Source organism: uncultured Senegalimassilia sp. (genome assembly GCF_902464545.1).
Classification (GTDB): domain Bacteria; phylum Actinomycetota; class Coriobacteriia; order Coriobacteriales; family Eggerthellaceae; genus Senegalimassilia.
Genome location: NZ_CABQJR010000014.1, coordinates 1 through 14,583, shown reverse-complemented (window position 1 = coordinate 14,583; position 14,583 = coordinate 1). Strand labels below are relative to the sequence as shown.

Genomic DNA, 14,583 nt, shown 5'->3' with positions numbered 1-14,583 from the left:
TTCTCCTGTTCGTTATTCGCGGTCGGTTTTCGCTTCGCGTCTCGCTACGACCTGCAAGAAATTAAGCAGCCCCTCGGACTGCTTGAACGCGCCTCTGTTCTGTTTAGGCTCTGGCGCAGGCTCGGATTCCTGGCCTGCTTGCTGCCCAGGTTCCGGCTCTGGCTCCGGCTCTGGTTCTGGTTCCGGCTCCGATGCCGCAACCGGCTCGCCCTGCTGCGCAGCGCGCGCCGGGGCGATTTCGTTTTGGACCATGCCAACGAGCGCCGCCCTGGCGCACTGGGAAGGCGCATCCGCACTGCCGAAATCCTCGATTTCCGTGGCGAATCCCATTTCGACCGCATCGGCCGGCAAAATCCAGCTTTCGGCGTCCATCAGCTCTGACAGCTTCTCTTCATCGATGGAAACGCGGCTCATGTAGGCGTTTTTGCTGGCCTGCGTGATGGTGTCCATATCGTCGGCCAGCTTGCGCAAATCGGCGGCGTTCGCGCCGTACGCGGATGTCCATGCGTTATGGATCATCAGCAGGGACGCATCCGACATCGCGCGCTCGTCACCTGCCATGAACACCACCGAAGCGATGGAGCAAGCGAATCCATCGCACGTGGTGCGGATTTTGGCGCTGTGGCGGCGCAACGCGTTGTAAATCGCCAAACCTTCGGCCACCTCGCCGCCGTAGCTGTTGATGTGCACGTTGATTTGACTAACTTCGCCAAGCTCCTCAAGCTGCTTGGACAGGCTGCGCGAATCGGTGCGCCCGTCATCGGCCCACCACTTCTCGGCGATATCGCCGTAGATGTCCAGGTCGGCGATATCGCCGTCCTGCACCAGCTGAAAATACTTCTTCATCGTCATTTGTTATCACCTCCTTGCTGCTGCAATTGCCTTAGCACGTCCTCTATAGCGCCCAGATTCTTGGTCATCATCCGGGAGGACGTCGTCTCATCGTTGACGCGTTCGCGGCCCAGGGCCTCAAGCACATCGTCGATGGTTAGAACGCCGCTCGATACCAGGTTCATGACGGCAGGCGCGGCGTCGAAGATATCTATGTGCTTGATGGTGGACGTGTCGACCTTGACGCGGCTCCCCTGGCACACCTCGGAGAGCGAATAGTTCTTGCGCGTCATCTCATCGGAGAGCATCTGCGCCTCGGGGTCTACAGAGAACGTGAGCATGGTGTTCACCAGATCGCCCATGTTGGTCATATCGCCGTACATGATGGACTTCGGGATTTTGAACGCCACGGCGCACGCATCGTAAATCTCCTTGCGAAGCTCAGTGATGTCTGCGGGTTCCGTCTTGTTCTCGATCTTCACAGGCTCCAGGCGCTGGCCCTTCGTCTCCATGTACACGCTGTTTGCGTTGCCGATGAACGTTTTCAGGTTGGCTTTGAGCATTTCCTGCAAATCGCCCTCATCGGCCCTGGTGCCGGTCGGCGCGCGGTCGATGGATACCTTGTACTTCTGGCCGCACGTGTTGCGGTACGCCGTCATCGCCTGGCCCATCATCTGAGCGTACTGGTCGAGCGTCTGTTCGACGTAGCTGGATATGTTGCGGTCGTTCAGCTTGAAGTACATGCAGTTGTTTGCCGAGAACTGCTTGCCGTAGCTGTATCTTTCGACGGATATGTTCGTGAAAAGGTTGTTTCCCAGCTGTCGTTCCTGCTGCGTGAACCCGTCTGCAACGTAGAATCGCCCCCTGATGGGAACCACGAGCGCCTCGCCGGTGCGGCAAAGCCGCTCCATGAAATAGTTCCAAAACTGGCTGGCCGATTGGTTTGGGTTAGGGTCGTAGTTGAGCCGGTACCATAGCTCGTTTCGGGCCTCTTTGCCGTGCTCGTACACGCGTATGGTGCACATGGCTATGGCGTTCGCCTTGTACGATATCGCCGTTTCCAACGCGCACAGCTTGAAGTAGGCGGCAGCGGCAACATCCGCCGAAACCACTCCCCCGCCGCCTGCGGCGGGCTTCATCTCCGGCGTTTTCACGCGCAGGCTCAAAAACTCTAACAGTCCCACGGCATCACCTCCTTTCTTAGAACGTCAGGGGTGCCATGAACTCTATCTCGGAGGTTTCGGGCAGCTGGTCGGCCACCGTGAAGGCGGCGGCAAGCGCCATGAACCCGTCCGTTTTCCTGGATTTTGGCTCGATTTTCTCGTAGCTGTAGTTGCCGTGAGCCGATGCGACCAGCTTCACGTTGTTGGTGTACCAGCGCATCATGGGGTCTTCGCCCCAGGCTATGGTGCCGTTGAGAAACGCCGAGTTGATGACGGGCTGCACCTGCATCAAATCGGACGGACGCGCCAGCTTCACGGTCTTCTCCTTGGCGGAAAACCCGATTTCGCCAAGCGCCCTCATGAACGTGGTGTGACGGTAAAAGTCGATTGCTCCGCCCAGCACGTCGTAATCGGCCATCTGCTCGTAAATCCAATCGCACACAAGCGATGGATGTATCTCCACATCGTCCACGTACTCCAGAATCCCCATCTGCTCCCACTCGTCGAGCGGGGCGCGGATGCGCGGCAGGTCGTTTGACCGTTTGCATACCCACGAATGATGCATCGCCATGTACTCTCCGTTTCGGCGGAACAAAAGCGCCGCCGCCACGAAGTCTTGCGTCTTCGCGAAGTCGATGCCGAACACGCACGGCATGCCGCGAAGATCGGGAAGCGCGCGGCTTGCGGTTCTCAGGTTCTCGTAGTCGGTCACCTGGTAATCAGGGTTTCCGGACGGCAGATTCATTCGCTTCGTCATGAAGTCGGCGTTTCCGGCCGGATTTACCAGGAAATCGGCGTATTCCTCCTCGATTTGCTGCATGAGCACGGGAAGGTACGGCAAAGAAGGGCATGCTTTGGGCCACATGGCCTTGTCGTGCACCTCTTCGGCGGCGTCCAGCTTCCAGATAAGCGGCAAGAAGCCGTTGTCCGGCATCTCGCCCGCCAGGATGCGCCGAGCCTTTTCGAGCAGATTGTCGAGCACGCCGTCGCGAACATCGCCGTCCGTGGTGGTGTAGAGGCGGCGCGGATGCGGCTTCTTGCCCAGGCCGGTCGTGAAGACCTTGATGTTTCGCCAGTCTTGATAGGCATGCACCTCGTCGAAGATGACCATGCCTGAACGCAGGCCGTCCTTCGACTTCGGGTTATCTGTTCGGTACTTGAGAGTCGAGTTCGTCGAGCGGCATGTGATGTGCTCGAGGTTCCACTTGAAGCCCTTCTGGAACTTCGCGCGCTTGCCGGTGTTCTCCAGGATGTTCCACACGTCTGTGAACGACGTCTTGGCTTGCTCCTCCGAGTTTGCGCATATGTCGACGTCGTAATCCCGGATGCCGTTGACCTTGGTGAGCGCGCAGAAAGCAACGAACGAGTCATACCCGTTCTTGCCGCCGCCGCGCCCCATGTAGACAAGCTCCTGCGACCATCGAGGAGTGCCGTCCGCCTTGAAGACGCACATGAACAGCGTGAAGGCGAACCACTCCCACGGAAACAGGTCGAACGGGAAGTATTTCTCGTACGATCGGTACCCTTCGATGCGCTCGTAGTCGATTATGAGCCGCTCGTTGGCGAACACATTGCGCAGATAGGCCATCAGCTGATGCTGCTCCTTGCATGCCGGGACCTTTCCGGTCTCGACCATGCGCATGTATTCGCTTATCTCGGGGCAGGTGATGCGCTTGCGCTTGACGGCGCGGCTAGAATTCGCTCTCGTCATCGTCTTCACCGCCGGAAGGGACGACAAGCCTGCAGCGCGATGTTACCGTAAGACCTAGGGCGGACGCGCTCGTATGAGCCTGCTTGAACGCCTTATCCTGGGCAACCTGCAGGCTTTTGATACCGTCAACATCATCTAGCTTCACCAACTTACTCGTAAACGATTCAAACAAACGTTCTGATACCAGATACCGAGCGAGCAAATCGGCATCCGGCTGGCCGAACTGCTCAGGCATGATGTCGCGGAGCATCTCGGCGTAGCGGTAGAACGCATCGACCAAATCGGGCCACTCGCTGAGGTACTCGGGGGCCTGCACCGCGCGAAGGTGCGGCGGTATGGTCGCTTCCTCGGCTTTGCGGCGCTCCTTCTCGGCTCGCGTCAGATGCGATTTCCCGCGCGCCACGATCACATCAACGGGCTGCTTATGACGTCCTGCCAACGGCCCCACCTCCTATCGATTTTTCCCAAAAACGGAGAAAAAGTCAGCCTGTCGGGTTTCCACCCCCGTTGCCTTCCCCTCCCTTAAAAGGGGGCTATGGGGGGCGGGGGGTATGCCGCTTTCGGCTTCTCCTCGCACCGTGCCGCATGCTCAGTCCCACCGTTCGGCCGTCACGTCTTTCCGTCTGTTTTTCTTCGCGCTCCGACGCTCTCCGTTGCATCTGTCGTGCGCTTCGTTGTGGCATCGGTTGCACAGAGGGTGCAGCACCTCTCGCCGCGTGCCGTCGGGGCCTTGCACCCATCGGGTGAGCGCCAGCCCCGGGAACTTGCGCACCTCCTTCTCGTGATGCACCGTGTCGGCTCGCGTGTACTTGCCCTTGGCGGCGCACGCCTCGCACTCGTTGCCGTGATCGCGCATAACCTGCGCCTTGAGGGCGCGCCATTCCGGCGTCTTGTAGAACGCGTACAGCTTCCCTTGGCTCTCCAGCTCGCGTATCCATGACGCGAGCGGCCTGTCAGTCGGCACGTGCGTTTAGCTCACCTCGTTTCAGGGCATAAGAAAAGCCCCGCTTTCGCAGGGCTTCCCGTGGTACTATGTGCTTGCTTGTTTGCGGGGCCGGGGATTTCTCCCCGGCCTTGTTCGTTTAATCCTTCAGCGTCTCGATGATGGTGTCGAGCTTTCGCTTCCAGGCTTCCGCGTCTCCCTCCAGGCCCTTCAGCTCTTCGAGGTGCAGCACCAGCATCCTCTTGAAGGTTTCGAACTCTTGGTTGTTCATCTCTTCTTGCCTTTCGTCCATGGCTCGGGCCTTTCCCTTGCCGGTGTCTATATTATACTATATAGCCATCAGCAAGTATATAGTAAACTACATAGGTTTTTGGATTTCTTTCCGAATCAGCCGCTTGATCTCGGCGTTCACGTTGCCGCAGTTCTCCAGGTACTCGATGACGTCCTTGTCCGTCTCGTTGTTGCACCTGCAAACGAACGTTCGCATATGGTTCTTGATGTACTTCACCGTGGCTTTCGTCTGAGCCGCCGTTGCCATAGAATCACCCCCTCTCGGCTGCGATTAGTATACTATATACGCGCCTTTGGGATGACGGCATGGAACAGGAAAGCCGCCGGTGCCACTGACGGCGCCGACGGCTTTCCTGCTGCTTACGCATTGCTGTCTATGTCGAACCCGCTACTCGAGCGTCCCACGAGTTTGCACCGACCGCTCTTGTCGCTTTCTCGACGTGTACAAGATAACAGCTTACCCCCGATTAAATGCGATTAAGTTACCGAATCGGCTACATGAACCGCCATGCGCACCTGAGCGCGTTTCGGTGGATGTAACGCTCGTTGCTCTCGGAGTATCCCATGTCGTGAGCGGTGTTCACCGCCCCTTTGCCGTCTATGTATCGGTAATGGAGACATTGGCCCCAGATGTCGTTCGCCTGGCCCACTCGGTTGATGACCCTTCGGACCTCCGCCCTGGCGCGCTCCCATTCGGCTATCTCCTCCGGTATGCGCTCCGATATGTCGCACAGCCTGGCCACGCCTTCGGCCATCTTGTCTCCGACGGCCGAGTTTCCGCCGCCGCCTTCGCCGCCGGTCGATGCCGTGATGGAGTACACCTGGGATTCGATGCGCTCCTTCTCGGCGATGAGGCTCTCGATGTTGCGCGTCGCGCGCTGATAGGATTGCAGGTAGCGGCGAACCTCGGATTCGTTGTAATCGGTCAATCAGTCACCTTCGCTTTCCTTCGCTTCCGGCTCGCAGCCGGTGAGAAGCTTGTACAGCCGAGTAAAATCCGGATCGGAAAGATGCCAGCACCTCCCGCTGAACATCTCCACGGATCGCGTTTCGAGATGAACCGCCTCTATGCGCGACAGGTCAATCACCACAGAGCTCCCGTTTTGGCACGTTGCGCGATACCAGCTGCTATATACCGTCGCTCCCATATGGCTACCTCCCTTCATTGCGTTCGTCTTCGCACGCTCCTGCGGCGGCGCACGCCCATGCGAAGAACGCGAGCGATACGGCAATTCCGCCGAAGAAGCACCCGGCGATGAACCATCCTGCGGCGCTCATTCGCGCACAACCTCTCGCCCGCACTTCGGGCAGCAATTGAACGTCCCCTTGATGCGGTAGCCCTCGTAATCCTCGACGCGGTTGCCGCACTCGCTGCATTCGAAGCCGTTGTCGCAGGCTCCCATCTCGTGCCAGTCGTAGACGTTTCGGCACGTCGGCCTGTCGATGAGGTCGGCCAAACGCGACGGCAGGTTGCTGTAGTCGGCCACGTTCAGCCGCTTCTTGTCGTAAACCATATGTGCGATGAAATCCAGCTGCGATTCGCCGTCTTGCCGATGAAACCGCCTCAGCCTTTCTGCGATCTCTCGGCATTCGCTCCCGCTAATCATCGTTGACCACCTCCGCGCCGCATTGGGGGCAATAGTGCGCGTTGTCGTCAGCAAGGCACATATGGTCGCAGCCGCAGTTGGCACAGCACGCGCGTCCATGCTTGTTAACGTCAATATGCGTCATCGGCCTGTCGATGAGTTCGGCGAAACGCAGAAAGATATATCCGCACGTCACCTTTCCGCGAAGCCCGACGAATACACATAGGTCTTGCATCACCGCCGATACGTCACCTAGGTCGCAGACTGCATCTGGGAACGTGCCACTCCACGCCTGGGCTTCTCTTGCCAGCCTTGCCGCAACCTCTCGGCGCTCCTGGTCGCTAATCACTACTCCCACTCCCTTCCGCAGTTGCCGCAGCACCGCAGCGGGACCACACCGAGACCATCCTTGACCACCGCGTCTTTGCGCGTAAAGGCGCCACAATGCGCGCATCGCCAGTAAGCACCGTTATGCTCTTGCTTCGCAGTCGGCCTATCGATGAGGTCGGCCAGCAAATGGAATATGTCTCCATTGCCGACGACCGCGCGGATTGCGCTGAGCGCCATAGCATTGTGCACTTGCGGTGAGCACATGGGCGGCACCCCGTCAATATGCTCGTCGAGATCGCGCAGCCTTGCCGCAACCTCTCGGCACTCCTCGTCGCTAACGCTCATAAATAACCTCGATTCCGTTGCGCACCGCAATGCTCTGCACCGTGGTGCATTCCTCGTCGTCACGCCATTCGCCGCAAAGGTACAGCCTGCCGCATCTGCTCGGGGAATCGAGGTCCCTGGAGATCCGATACAGCAAAGCGGACTTAATCTCCAACAGCGCCAGCTTATGCTCGGTGATGGTGTCGACCATCCCGTTGACGTTGTGCGTCGGCAGGTAGCCGTCCCTGAAAAGCCTTTCGTTGACGGCTGAAAGCATCTCCTTGTTTTGCTCTCTGGTTTTGCCCATAGTCGGAAAGAGGACGAATACGTCTTTACTCATCTGCATCCTCCTCGTCCCTAATCGGCTCATCGCCGCACCACCCCTCCGGCATATCGTCGACCCTGCGCTTGCTCGTGTACGTGATATCGATGATTCGCTCGAGAATGAACGGCTTCCCGCAACTCGGGCATTCGTACGCATCATCGTATTCGCCCTCGAACTCCCAGCTGTCTGTGTCTACATATCCGCACCAGGGGCACGTGATCTCATCCTTGTGCCACTGCTCGTTTTCCCATGCGTGTTCGCGTTCGAACCGCTTCTCGCAGTCGTCGCACCACGAACGCCCGAGCTTCCCGGCGATGGGGCCGCATGTCCACGGCTTGAAGTTCGGCGTTGGTTTGCCGCATAGATCACATGCGTACATGTCGCTCATGGCAAGCCCCCTACTCGTAATCTTCCAAGGCCCGGCGAGCGACAAGAGCAGAGACCGTCGCTTTGCTCAGGCCGTAATCATCGGCCAGCCGTTCGACCAGGCGGCGGAGCAGCTTCGCGGATTCGTCCTCGTGCTCTCCGGCATCCTCGGCGCACCAGATATCGAGTTGCGCGTCAGCCGCGTATTGAAACCTCTCATCTTGCTTGATAATCATCGAAGCCTCCTCAAGACCTCCACCGTTCCGCCGTCCGGGTCGATTGCCTGCACCCGGACATCTCGGGGCAGGTTCCAATCGGCCTCCTTGTCGGACACGATGCAATGCATGCAGTCTCCGGGCCTCAATCCGTCGTTCATCGGGGACACCTGCCTGCGCTCGTGGAACGCGTACCATCCCTCGTGCACGCATCCGCTCGCGTGGGTGTACCTGATGCGCGGAATCTGCGGCATCGGCTCCGTTTTCGGCAAATCGCCGTCTTTCACGCTCACGACGTCGGCCATCCTGCGGTTCCAATCCCTCGCCGGGTCTTCCGACATGGCCGAGGTCCTGATACCGCAATGCCGGCATTCGGCGATTCGCCACGAGCCGAAACGAATCAGCCGGGGTTCGCCGCCGCAAAACGGGCATGGCTTCAGCTCCATTCCATCCTCCTAACGTTCGGCCAGAACGGCCATCTGAATCGGGGCAATCATCCTTCGTCATCCTCCTCATCGGCAGGAAGCTCCACGCCGCCGCCGAGCACGCAGTGCCCGGCCTCGCGGCAGTTCGTCCATATGGGCCTTCCGGCCAATCCGCACTCGGTCTTGGTGCGGTAACGCCCCATCTCGTGCGGGCAGCTCTCCGGCTCGGGGTCGGCGAACAGGCTGAGCTGCCCGGGAAACTCGCTCTTCATCGGCGCGCCGGGCGGCTCACTTCAGCCACCTTTCCTTGAACCCGCTCAAATCACGGTCACCGCCTTTCACCGACCATGCCAAATCGCTCAGCATGTCGCTTACCGCGATGCTCGTTTTCGTGATTTCGAACGCCGCCATGTCGAGCATGTGGGCCACGTCGCGCGGGTCTGCGCTTGCGTCGCTGGCGGCATCGGGGCCGCAAGCGGCGCGCAGCTGCATCGCCCATCCGCCATCGATCGCATCCACCATTCCCGCCGCATAGGCGGCGCCGATGGGGTCCACGCCGTCCCTGGGCGCGAAATCCCGCATGGCCTCGGTTTCCGCCGCCTCGATTTCATCGGCGACGGCCAGGACCTTCGAAGCGTCCATCACGCATGCACCGCCTTCCGAATCGCATCCGCCCATTCCGCGAAGACGCCATCGCCCATGGCGTCGGCCAACCCGAGCAACGCTTCGCGGTCGACCTCGCGCCGGTTGCCCCTAGCCCTCCACGCCATGCCGTCTTCGATGAGCTGACGCAGCTCGCGATAGCCCTTGGCCGTCATCGCGGCCGAATACGAGCCGCATTGTCCGCGCCTCTCGAACTCATCGGCCTTGTCGTCCGCCCAATCGAGCCAATCTTCGGGCGCTATCTTCGGCGCGCTCATTTGCCCATCCTCTCGCCGCAAACCGGGCAATATGCGGCCCTGGGCGGCACGCCTTTGCGCCATGCCGTGGCGGTCACGTACGAGCCGCACCGCTTGCACGCGCCCTCATGTCGGGATTCGTGCAGCACAGGCGGATTCGAGTTCTGTTTCATGCTCATAGGTACCTCGCCTTCTTCTCGGCCTCGTGGCATTTCCCGCAGTGCATGTCGAACGCGAGCGGGCAGATATCGCCGGGGCACTTGCCCGCGGAGGAAAGCTGCTCGCACTTCGTCTCGATCGCGCATCTGCGGTAATAGTCGCGCTGCTTAATCGCCTCGTTGGCGCGGCGCACCGCCTCCTGGAAGGCGTGACGGTACGCCGCCACCTGCAGCTCGGCGATTTCACGCGGCACGGTGTCGTTATGCTTGACCTTGCGGCGCGCCATGACTCACCTCCGATGCCTTGTACTCGACTTCGTAAACCTCGCTCATCATGCTCGCGTCCCAGTTGCGCATCGCGAGCAAATCGGCCTCATATCGCTCCTCGAACACGGCCACCGGCCCATCGTCGCAGGTGACCACGTATACCGCGCTCATCGGTCCATCCTTACGGGCATGATGCACGCCTGGAAGCCGTCTGCGGTCACGTAGATGGGCTTGACGGGGCTGATGAGCTCTATGCGCACCTCGTCGGCGGGAGCCGCTCCGAGCGCGTCTGCCAGGTACTGGGCCTGCATGCCCACATGGCACTCTCCGTCGTAATCGATCGCCTCCAGCTCCTCCTCGTACGCGCCCGTCTCGTCGTTGCGGGAGAGCAGGCATTCGGGGCCTATCTGCATCCGCACGTATCCCTTGCCGATGGCCTGGGCGCGTTTGACCGCGCTGCGAAGGTATGCGAGGTCGAAGGCGGCGGACGCGATGCGCTCGCCGTCGAAAAGCTGCTTGACGTTCGGGAACTTGCCCTCCACCGTGCGCGTGGTCCACACGCCTGCATCGGTCTTGGCCTTTATCTGTCCCGCCGATGCCGTCAGCACCACGTTGCCGCCGCATTTGACGGACAGCACGCCGTCGAGGAATGCGACGGGCGCGCAGCATTCGAACGGCGAGCCGTCGATGTCCATCCACGCCCGGCCCACGCGGAAAGAGTCCGTGCATTCCATGGTCAGCGTGGCACCGTCCGATGCGATGCGCGCGCACGTGAACACCTTGCGGGCCTCGTCCTTCTTCGCGGCGAACGGCTTGCACGCGGACACCATGGCCGCGAGTGTCGCGAAGTCCAGCACGAGCGAATCGCCCTCGACGTCGGGGAAGCCGGGGAAGTTGCCCGGGTCCAGAGCGGGCAGGTCGAACGCCGTCTTGCCGCACTCGACGATGATTCCGCGCCCTCCGTCCCTCAGGGTGACCGCCTTATCGGGAAGCGTCTTCACGACGCCGGAAAGCGCGAGCGCGGGCACCAGGGCGCATCCCTCTTCCTCGACCAACGCCATGGCGAAGCACCTGACGGACTCGTTCATGTCGGTCGCGGCCGCGTCGAGTCCGTCCCCTCGCGCATCGAGCAGGATGCACGAGAGATAGTCCACCTTCGCCGCGCGCGCCAGCTTAGCGGGAGCGGAAATCGCCTGCTCCAGCGCGTCTTTGCTAATCGTTATGTTCATCTGCGTCCTCCATCATGTCGAAAATCGATACCTCATCGCGCCTGCGCTCCGCTTCGCGCAGGTTTTTGACGGCTTCTCGGAAATACGAGGGCTTCAGCTCGATGCCCACGTACTCGCGCCCCATGAGGATGGACTGGTAGCCCTCCGAGCCGATGCCGCCGAAAGGGGACAGAATCACATCCCCCGGGTTGCTCCACAGCCCCACGCATCGCTCGATGACGTCGAGCTGCAACGGGCAGATGTGGCGCTCATCGTCCGCGTCTTTGGCGTTGCGGCCGTTGAGCGTGTTGGATTGGTCGATGTCCATCCACACCGGCGATGCCCATTCCTGCCACTGGGAAACGGGAAACTCCTCGGACGTGTGGCTGATGGGTTCGGGGTTGTCACCGGGCTTGCGCATGACCACGACGTAATCCGGCACGCCCTGGCGGCTCATGGACGAATCCTTGCGGATAGTCTTGTGCAGCAATCCCAGAGCCTTGGTGCGCTGCATGGCCGTGACCGGGTTCTTCCAGATGGTCACCTCGGAGTGGTAGACAAACCCTGCGCGTTCGAACGCCCGGATGACGTCCCCGCGGAAATCCTTCAGGCCGATGATCCCATCGCGCTGCTTTGATTTCGGCAGGTTCATGCAGTGGATGCAGCAGCTCCGACCGGGCATGAGCGTGCGGTACAGCCCATCAATCAGGAAATCGAACTGCTCCCAGAACTCGGCATCGTCCTTGCAGTTGCCCATGTCGTGCTCGCTGTCGCTGTAGGTGTAGAGGCTGGCGAACGGCGGGCTGAACACGGCCAGCCCGAACAGGTCATCGGGGAATTCCTCCAGGCGCTCCACGCTATCGCCCAGAAGCATCTGCCAGCATTTGCCCTCGGCGTCCGCGTAGGCCGCATCGGGCACGTCCGCCTCGGCGGCGCCTGCAATCTGCCGCTCGGTCTCTTCCGCCATCGCGGCGATCATGCCGCGCTTCGTCTCCTGCATCTGCTCCTCTTTTCGCTTTATCGCGTCCACCGACGACGATTCCTGGACGGTGGTGAACACATGGGCCTCGACGGGCTTTCCCTGGCCGAAGCGCCAGCAGCGGCGCACGGCCTGATAGAACTGCTCGTAGCTGTAGGACAGGCCGCAGAACGCCATCAGGTGGCACTGCTGCCAGTTCATTCCGAACCCGCAGATGCTCGGCTTGCTCACGATGACGCGGTAGCGGCCTTTGGCGAACCCGGTCATGGCGTCCGCCTTGCTCTCGGCGGAATCGCTGCCACGCACCTCGACCGCGTCAGGGATGGCCCCTGCCAGAGCCGCCGATTCGTCGTTGTAATCGCACCATACGCACCATTGCTCGTCCGATGCGTTGACCATGGCCGCGAGGTTCTCCACCTTCCAATCAAGCCCGGCCTTGCGGGCGCGGCGCTGGCCGGCCAACCCCTCCTCGGGCAGGGCGAACAGCACGCCGTCGGGGACGTATCCCGAATCGCCCGTGTGCGTCACGATGTCTAGCGCGGGAAGCTCGTATCCGTCATCGGGGTATCCGATATCGCCGGGGCTGGAGATCATGACGGCCCATGTGGCCATCCATCGGTAGAAGTCCGCAGCCGCATGGTTCTTGAGCCGCCATTTCGACGTGTCCCCGCCGTCGTGGGTGAAGAACATGGCCAGCATCTCCTCGCGCTTCATGGCGCCCACGATTTCGGCGTGCGTGCCGAGTTCCATCTGGTCGTTCGGGGCGGGCGTGGCGGTGCAGCACAGAACATAGGGGACCATGCTCAGCTGCTCGGTCAGCGCCGTGCGGGTCTTGGAGTCGTGGGCCTTGATGATGCTCGATTCGTCCAGGACCACGGCCGCGAAGTCCATGAAGTCGAAGTGGGAAGCCATCTCGTAGTTCGTCACGTAGATGCCCGATTCCCCCGCCTGCGAGCCGTCTCGCACGAACCTCGCGCTCATGCCGAACTTCTCGGCCTCCCCGACGGTCTGCATGCCGACGGTCAGCGGGGCGATGACCAGCGCCCGAGCGCCCGTGTGCTCGACGCATTGGCGCGCCCATTCGAGCTGCATGGCGGTCTTGCCAAGGCCGCAATCCGCGAAGATGGCGGCCTTTCCGCGCCTGCACGCCCATCGCACTATGTCGCGCTGCCACTCGAACAGCATCTCGTTGACGTCGCGAGCTTCGAACCCCTCGGGCGCGACGCTCTCGCGCTTCGCCCGGAGGAACTCCCGATATCCCCGCGCGCTCATGACAGCAACACCGCCGCAAGCCCGAGGAATATCGCGAACGCGGCAAGCCCGCACGCCACGCTAACCACGCCCATGCTCGCCCTCCTGCCCGACGAACGCATGCACGGAGATGTCCCCGCCGCCCAGCTCCTCGGCCACCTCGAGCAGCTGCGCCTTGTCCACGGTCACGGTCATGAGGTCGCTCGCGCTTTGCGGCTTGGGCTTCGCGGACACGAAGCAGCATGCGCCGTCGTGGTTGCAGCACGTCGCGTAATCCACCTCGTACATCTCCGCCCCGACGCACAGCATCACATCGCATCCGGCGACGCACTGCGCGAGTTCGCTCATCAGCTCATGCACTTTCATCTCAAATCTCCTATCTCGGTTCGAACCAATCGCAACCCGAATCGCTCGGCGTTGCCCCTCGCTCGATTTCCTCCGTTCCGTCCGCGTCGCACACCCACACATCGCAGGCGTCGGCGATTGCCTGGCGGGCGTTCTCGATGATCGGCTTCGCCCTGGGAACCCCGCATGCCGGGCGCACAATCAGGCTCGCCATCATCGAGTCGAACGCCCTCATGGCATCGCCGACCCCGCCGTTGAACACGTGGCCGTGGACGCAATCGGCGCACGTGGCGCTCCTGCGCATCGCCTCGTAGGCGGCTTCCCGTTCGGCGCAGTGCCTGTCCCAGGCAAGCGCGCCGCCGTATCGGTCGCACATCACCAGACCGCCTTCCAGCCGTTGCGCGAGAGCGCGTCCATCTCGCCTATAGGCTCGTCCGCCAGCAGGTAGCACCATCGGCCCCGCGAGTGCTGCGGGAGCGCCGGGGCGATATCGGAATCCCTGCCGTCGTTGAACCAGAACCAGAGCCTGTGGCTCTCGACGGCCCCATGGTGCAAAAGCCGCCCGTCGGCATCCCTCAGGTTGTTCCCGAAGCCGCACAGATGGATCACGAGGCCGTCCGCCCCGCCCAGGGAGCGCGGGACGACGTGATGCCCCTCGGGGTGCGGTCTGCCGCAGACGGCGCACCATCCAGGCTTGAGGGAAGGCCCCGCCATGTTGTGCCGGTTGTATCGGCTCATGTACTCGGTCACCGTTTTCCACCGCCTATCTGCTCGTCGGTGAACGTGTCGTAGCACGTCGGGCATTCCCATTTCGCCGTCTGCTTGTTCCGGTACAGCTTCGATTCGCACAGAGGGCAAACCGGGTTTTTCGCCGCAACGGCGGGCGCGGCTCCAGCCGCTGCCGCGCCGCCTGTTGCGGGCAAGGTAGTAGTGCTTTTTAGAGCACTACTACCTTTTGTTTTGTTT

Annotated in this window: 24 protein-coding genes; all 24 read right to left on the bottom strand. The window is 61.3% G+C overall.

Annotation, left to right across the window (positions count from 1 at the left end; genetic code table 11):
* Positions 1–12: 12 nt before the first annotated feature.
* Positions 13–852: a head maturation protease, ClpP-related gene (locus RDW26_RS05290; RefSeq protein WP_307982795.1), complete on the bottom strand. Its 840-nt coding sequence runs from the start codon at positions 850–852 to the stop codon at positions 13–15.
* Positions 849–2,015, bottom strand: a complete 1,167-nt coding sequence (locus RDW26_RS05285) for a phage portal protein (protein WP_307979978.1) — start codon at positions 2,013–2,015, stop codon at positions 849–851. The genes RDW26_RS05290 and RDW26_RS05285 overlap by 4 nt, the downstream gene beginning before the upstream one ends.
* 16 nt (positions 2,016–2,031) lie before the next feature.
* Entirely contained in the window at positions 2,032–3,705 is a 1,674-nt protein-coding gene (locus RDW26_RS05280) for a terminase TerL endonuclease subunit (protein WP_307979979.1), read from the bottom strand.
* A complete protein-coding gene (locus tag RDW26_RS05275; protein WP_307982794.1) occupies positions 3,686–4,144 on the bottom strand; it encodes a hypothetical protein in 459 nt (152 codons plus the stop codon). The genes RDW26_RS05280 and RDW26_RS05275 overlap by 20 nt, the downstream gene beginning before the upstream one ends.
* Positions 4,145–4,294: 150 nt before the next feature.
* Positions 4,295–4,669, bottom strand: coding sequence for a hypothetical protein (locus RDW26_RS05270; protein WP_307982793.1), 375 nt, complete (start codon positions 4,667–4,669; stop codon positions 4,295–4,297).
* Positions 4,670–4,787: 118 nt separating this feature from the next.
* Positions 4,788–4,940: a hypothetical protein gene (locus tag RDW26_RS05265; RefSeq protein WP_307979983.1), complete on the bottom strand. Its 153-nt coding sequence runs from the start codon at positions 4,938–4,940 to the stop codon at positions 4,788–4,790.
* A 66-nt stretch (positions 4,941–5,006) separates the two neighbouring features.
* Entirely contained in the window at positions 5,007–5,186 is a 180-nt protein-coding gene (locus RDW26_RS05260; RefSeq protein WP_288577784.1) for a hypothetical protein, read from the bottom strand.
* Positions 5,187–5,433: 247 nt separating this feature from the next.
* A complete protein-coding gene (locus tag RDW26_RS05255; RefSeq protein ID WP_307982792.1) occupies positions 5,434–5,868 on the bottom strand; it encodes a hypothetical protein in 435 nt (144 codons plus the stop codon).
* Positions 5,869–6,213: 345 nt separating this feature from the next.
* Positions 6,214–6,453: a hypothetical protein gene (locus tag RDW26_RS05250; RefSeq protein ID WP_307982791.1), complete on the bottom strand. Its 240-nt coding sequence runs from the start codon at positions 6,451–6,453 to the stop codon at positions 6,214–6,216.
* 736 nt (positions 6,454–7,189) lie between these two features.
* On the bottom strand, positions 7,190–7,519 hold the full coding sequence (locus tag RDW26_RS05245; RefSeq protein ID WP_307982790.1) for a hypothetical protein: 330 nt from the start codon (positions 7,517–7,519) through the stop codon (positions 7,190–7,192).
* Positions 7,512–7,892 carry a hypothetical protein gene (locus RDW26_RS05240; protein WP_307982789.1) on the bottom strand — a complete coding sequence of 127 codons (381 nt, stop codon included), beginning with the start codon at positions 7,890–7,892 and terminating at the stop codon, positions 7,512–7,514. The genes RDW26_RS05245 and RDW26_RS05240 overlap by 8 nt, the downstream gene beginning before the upstream one ends.
* Positions 7,893–7,902: 10 nt before the next feature.
* Positions 7,903–8,106 carry a hypothetical protein gene (locus RDW26_RS05235; RefSeq protein ID WP_307982788.1) on the bottom strand — a complete coding sequence of 68 codons (204 nt, stop codon included), beginning with the start codon at positions 8,104–8,106 and terminating at the stop codon, positions 7,903–7,905.
* Positions 8,103–8,531, bottom strand: a complete 429-nt coding sequence (locus RDW26_RS05230) for a Lar family restriction alleviation protein (protein ID WP_307982787.1) — start codon at positions 8,529–8,531, stop codon at positions 8,103–8,105. The genes RDW26_RS05235 and RDW26_RS05230 overlap by 4 nt, the downstream gene beginning before the upstream one ends.
* A gap of 47 nt (positions 8,532–8,578) precedes the next feature.
* The gene (locus tag RDW26_RS05225) at positions 8,579–8,782 is read right to left on the bottom strand and encodes a hypothetical protein (RefSeq protein WP_307982786.1); all 204 of its coding nucleotides are present in this window, start codon (positions 8,780–8,782) and stop codon (positions 8,579–8,581) included.
* A gap of 16 nt (positions 8,783–8,798) precedes the next feature.
* Entirely contained in the window at positions 8,799–9,152 is a 354-nt protein-coding gene (locus RDW26_RS05220; protein ID WP_307982785.1) for a hypothetical protein, read from the bottom strand.
* Positions 9,152–9,430, bottom strand: a complete 279-nt coding sequence (locus RDW26_RS05215; protein ID WP_307982784.1) for a hypothetical protein — start codon at positions 9,428–9,430, stop codon at positions 9,152–9,154. Before RDW26_RS05215 ends, RDW26_RS05220 begins: the two co-directional genes overlap by 1 nt.
* On the bottom strand, positions 9,427–9,588 hold the full coding sequence (locus RDW26_RS05210) for a hypothetical protein (RefSeq protein ID WP_307982783.1): 162 nt from the start codon (positions 9,586–9,588) through the stop codon (positions 9,427–9,429). The genes RDW26_RS05215 and RDW26_RS05210 overlap by 4 nt, the downstream gene beginning before the upstream one ends.
* On the bottom strand, positions 9,585–9,854 hold the full coding sequence (locus RDW26_RS05205; RefSeq protein WP_288579471.1) for a hypothetical protein: 270 nt from the start codon (positions 9,852–9,854) through the stop codon (positions 9,585–9,587). Before RDW26_RS05205 ends, RDW26_RS05210 begins: the two co-directional genes overlap by 4 nt.
* Positions 9,829–10,005 carry a hypothetical protein gene (locus RDW26_RS05200; RefSeq protein ID WP_307982782.1) on the bottom strand — a complete coding sequence of 59 codons (177 nt, stop codon included), beginning with the start codon at positions 10,003–10,005 and terminating at the stop codon, positions 9,829–9,831. The genes RDW26_RS05205 and RDW26_RS05200 overlap by 26 nt, the downstream gene beginning before the upstream one ends.
* Positions 10,002–11,063 carry a DNA polymerase III subunit beta gene (gene dnaN / locus RDW26_RS05195; protein ID WP_307982781.1) on the bottom strand — a complete coding sequence of 354 codons (1,062 nt, stop codon included), beginning with the start codon at positions 11,061–11,063 and terminating at the stop codon, positions 10,002–10,004. The genes RDW26_RS05200 and dnaN overlap by 4 nt, the downstream gene beginning before the upstream one ends.
* Positions 11,047–13,293 carry a DNA methyltransferase gene (locus RDW26_RS05190; RefSeq protein ID WP_307982780.1) on the bottom strand — a complete coding sequence of 749 codons (2,247 nt, stop codon included), beginning with the start codon at positions 13,291–13,293 and terminating at the stop codon, positions 11,047–11,049. The genes dnaN and RDW26_RS05190 overlap by 17 nt, the downstream gene beginning before the upstream one ends.
* A gap of 60 nt (positions 13,294–13,353) precedes the next feature.
* Positions 13,354–13,638, bottom strand: coding sequence for a hypothetical protein (locus tag RDW26_RS05185; RefSeq protein WP_288579463.1), 285 nt, complete (start codon positions 13,636–13,638; stop codon positions 13,354–13,356).
* A 10-nt stretch (positions 13,639–13,648) separates the two neighbouring features.
* Positions 13,649–13,993 (bottom strand): hypothetical protein, encoded by a 345-nt coding sequence (locus RDW26_RS05180; protein WP_294363171.1) that lies wholly within the window; start codon positions 13,991–13,993, stop codon positions 13,649–13,651.
* Positions 13,993–14,367: a hypothetical protein gene (locus RDW26_RS05175; RefSeq protein ID WP_307982779.1), complete on the bottom strand. Its 375-nt coding sequence runs from the start codon at positions 14,365–14,367 to the stop codon at positions 13,993–13,995. The genes RDW26_RS05180 and RDW26_RS05175 overlap by 1 nt, the downstream gene beginning before the upstream one ends.
* Between the last annotated feature and the right edge of the window lie 216 nt (positions 14,368–14,583).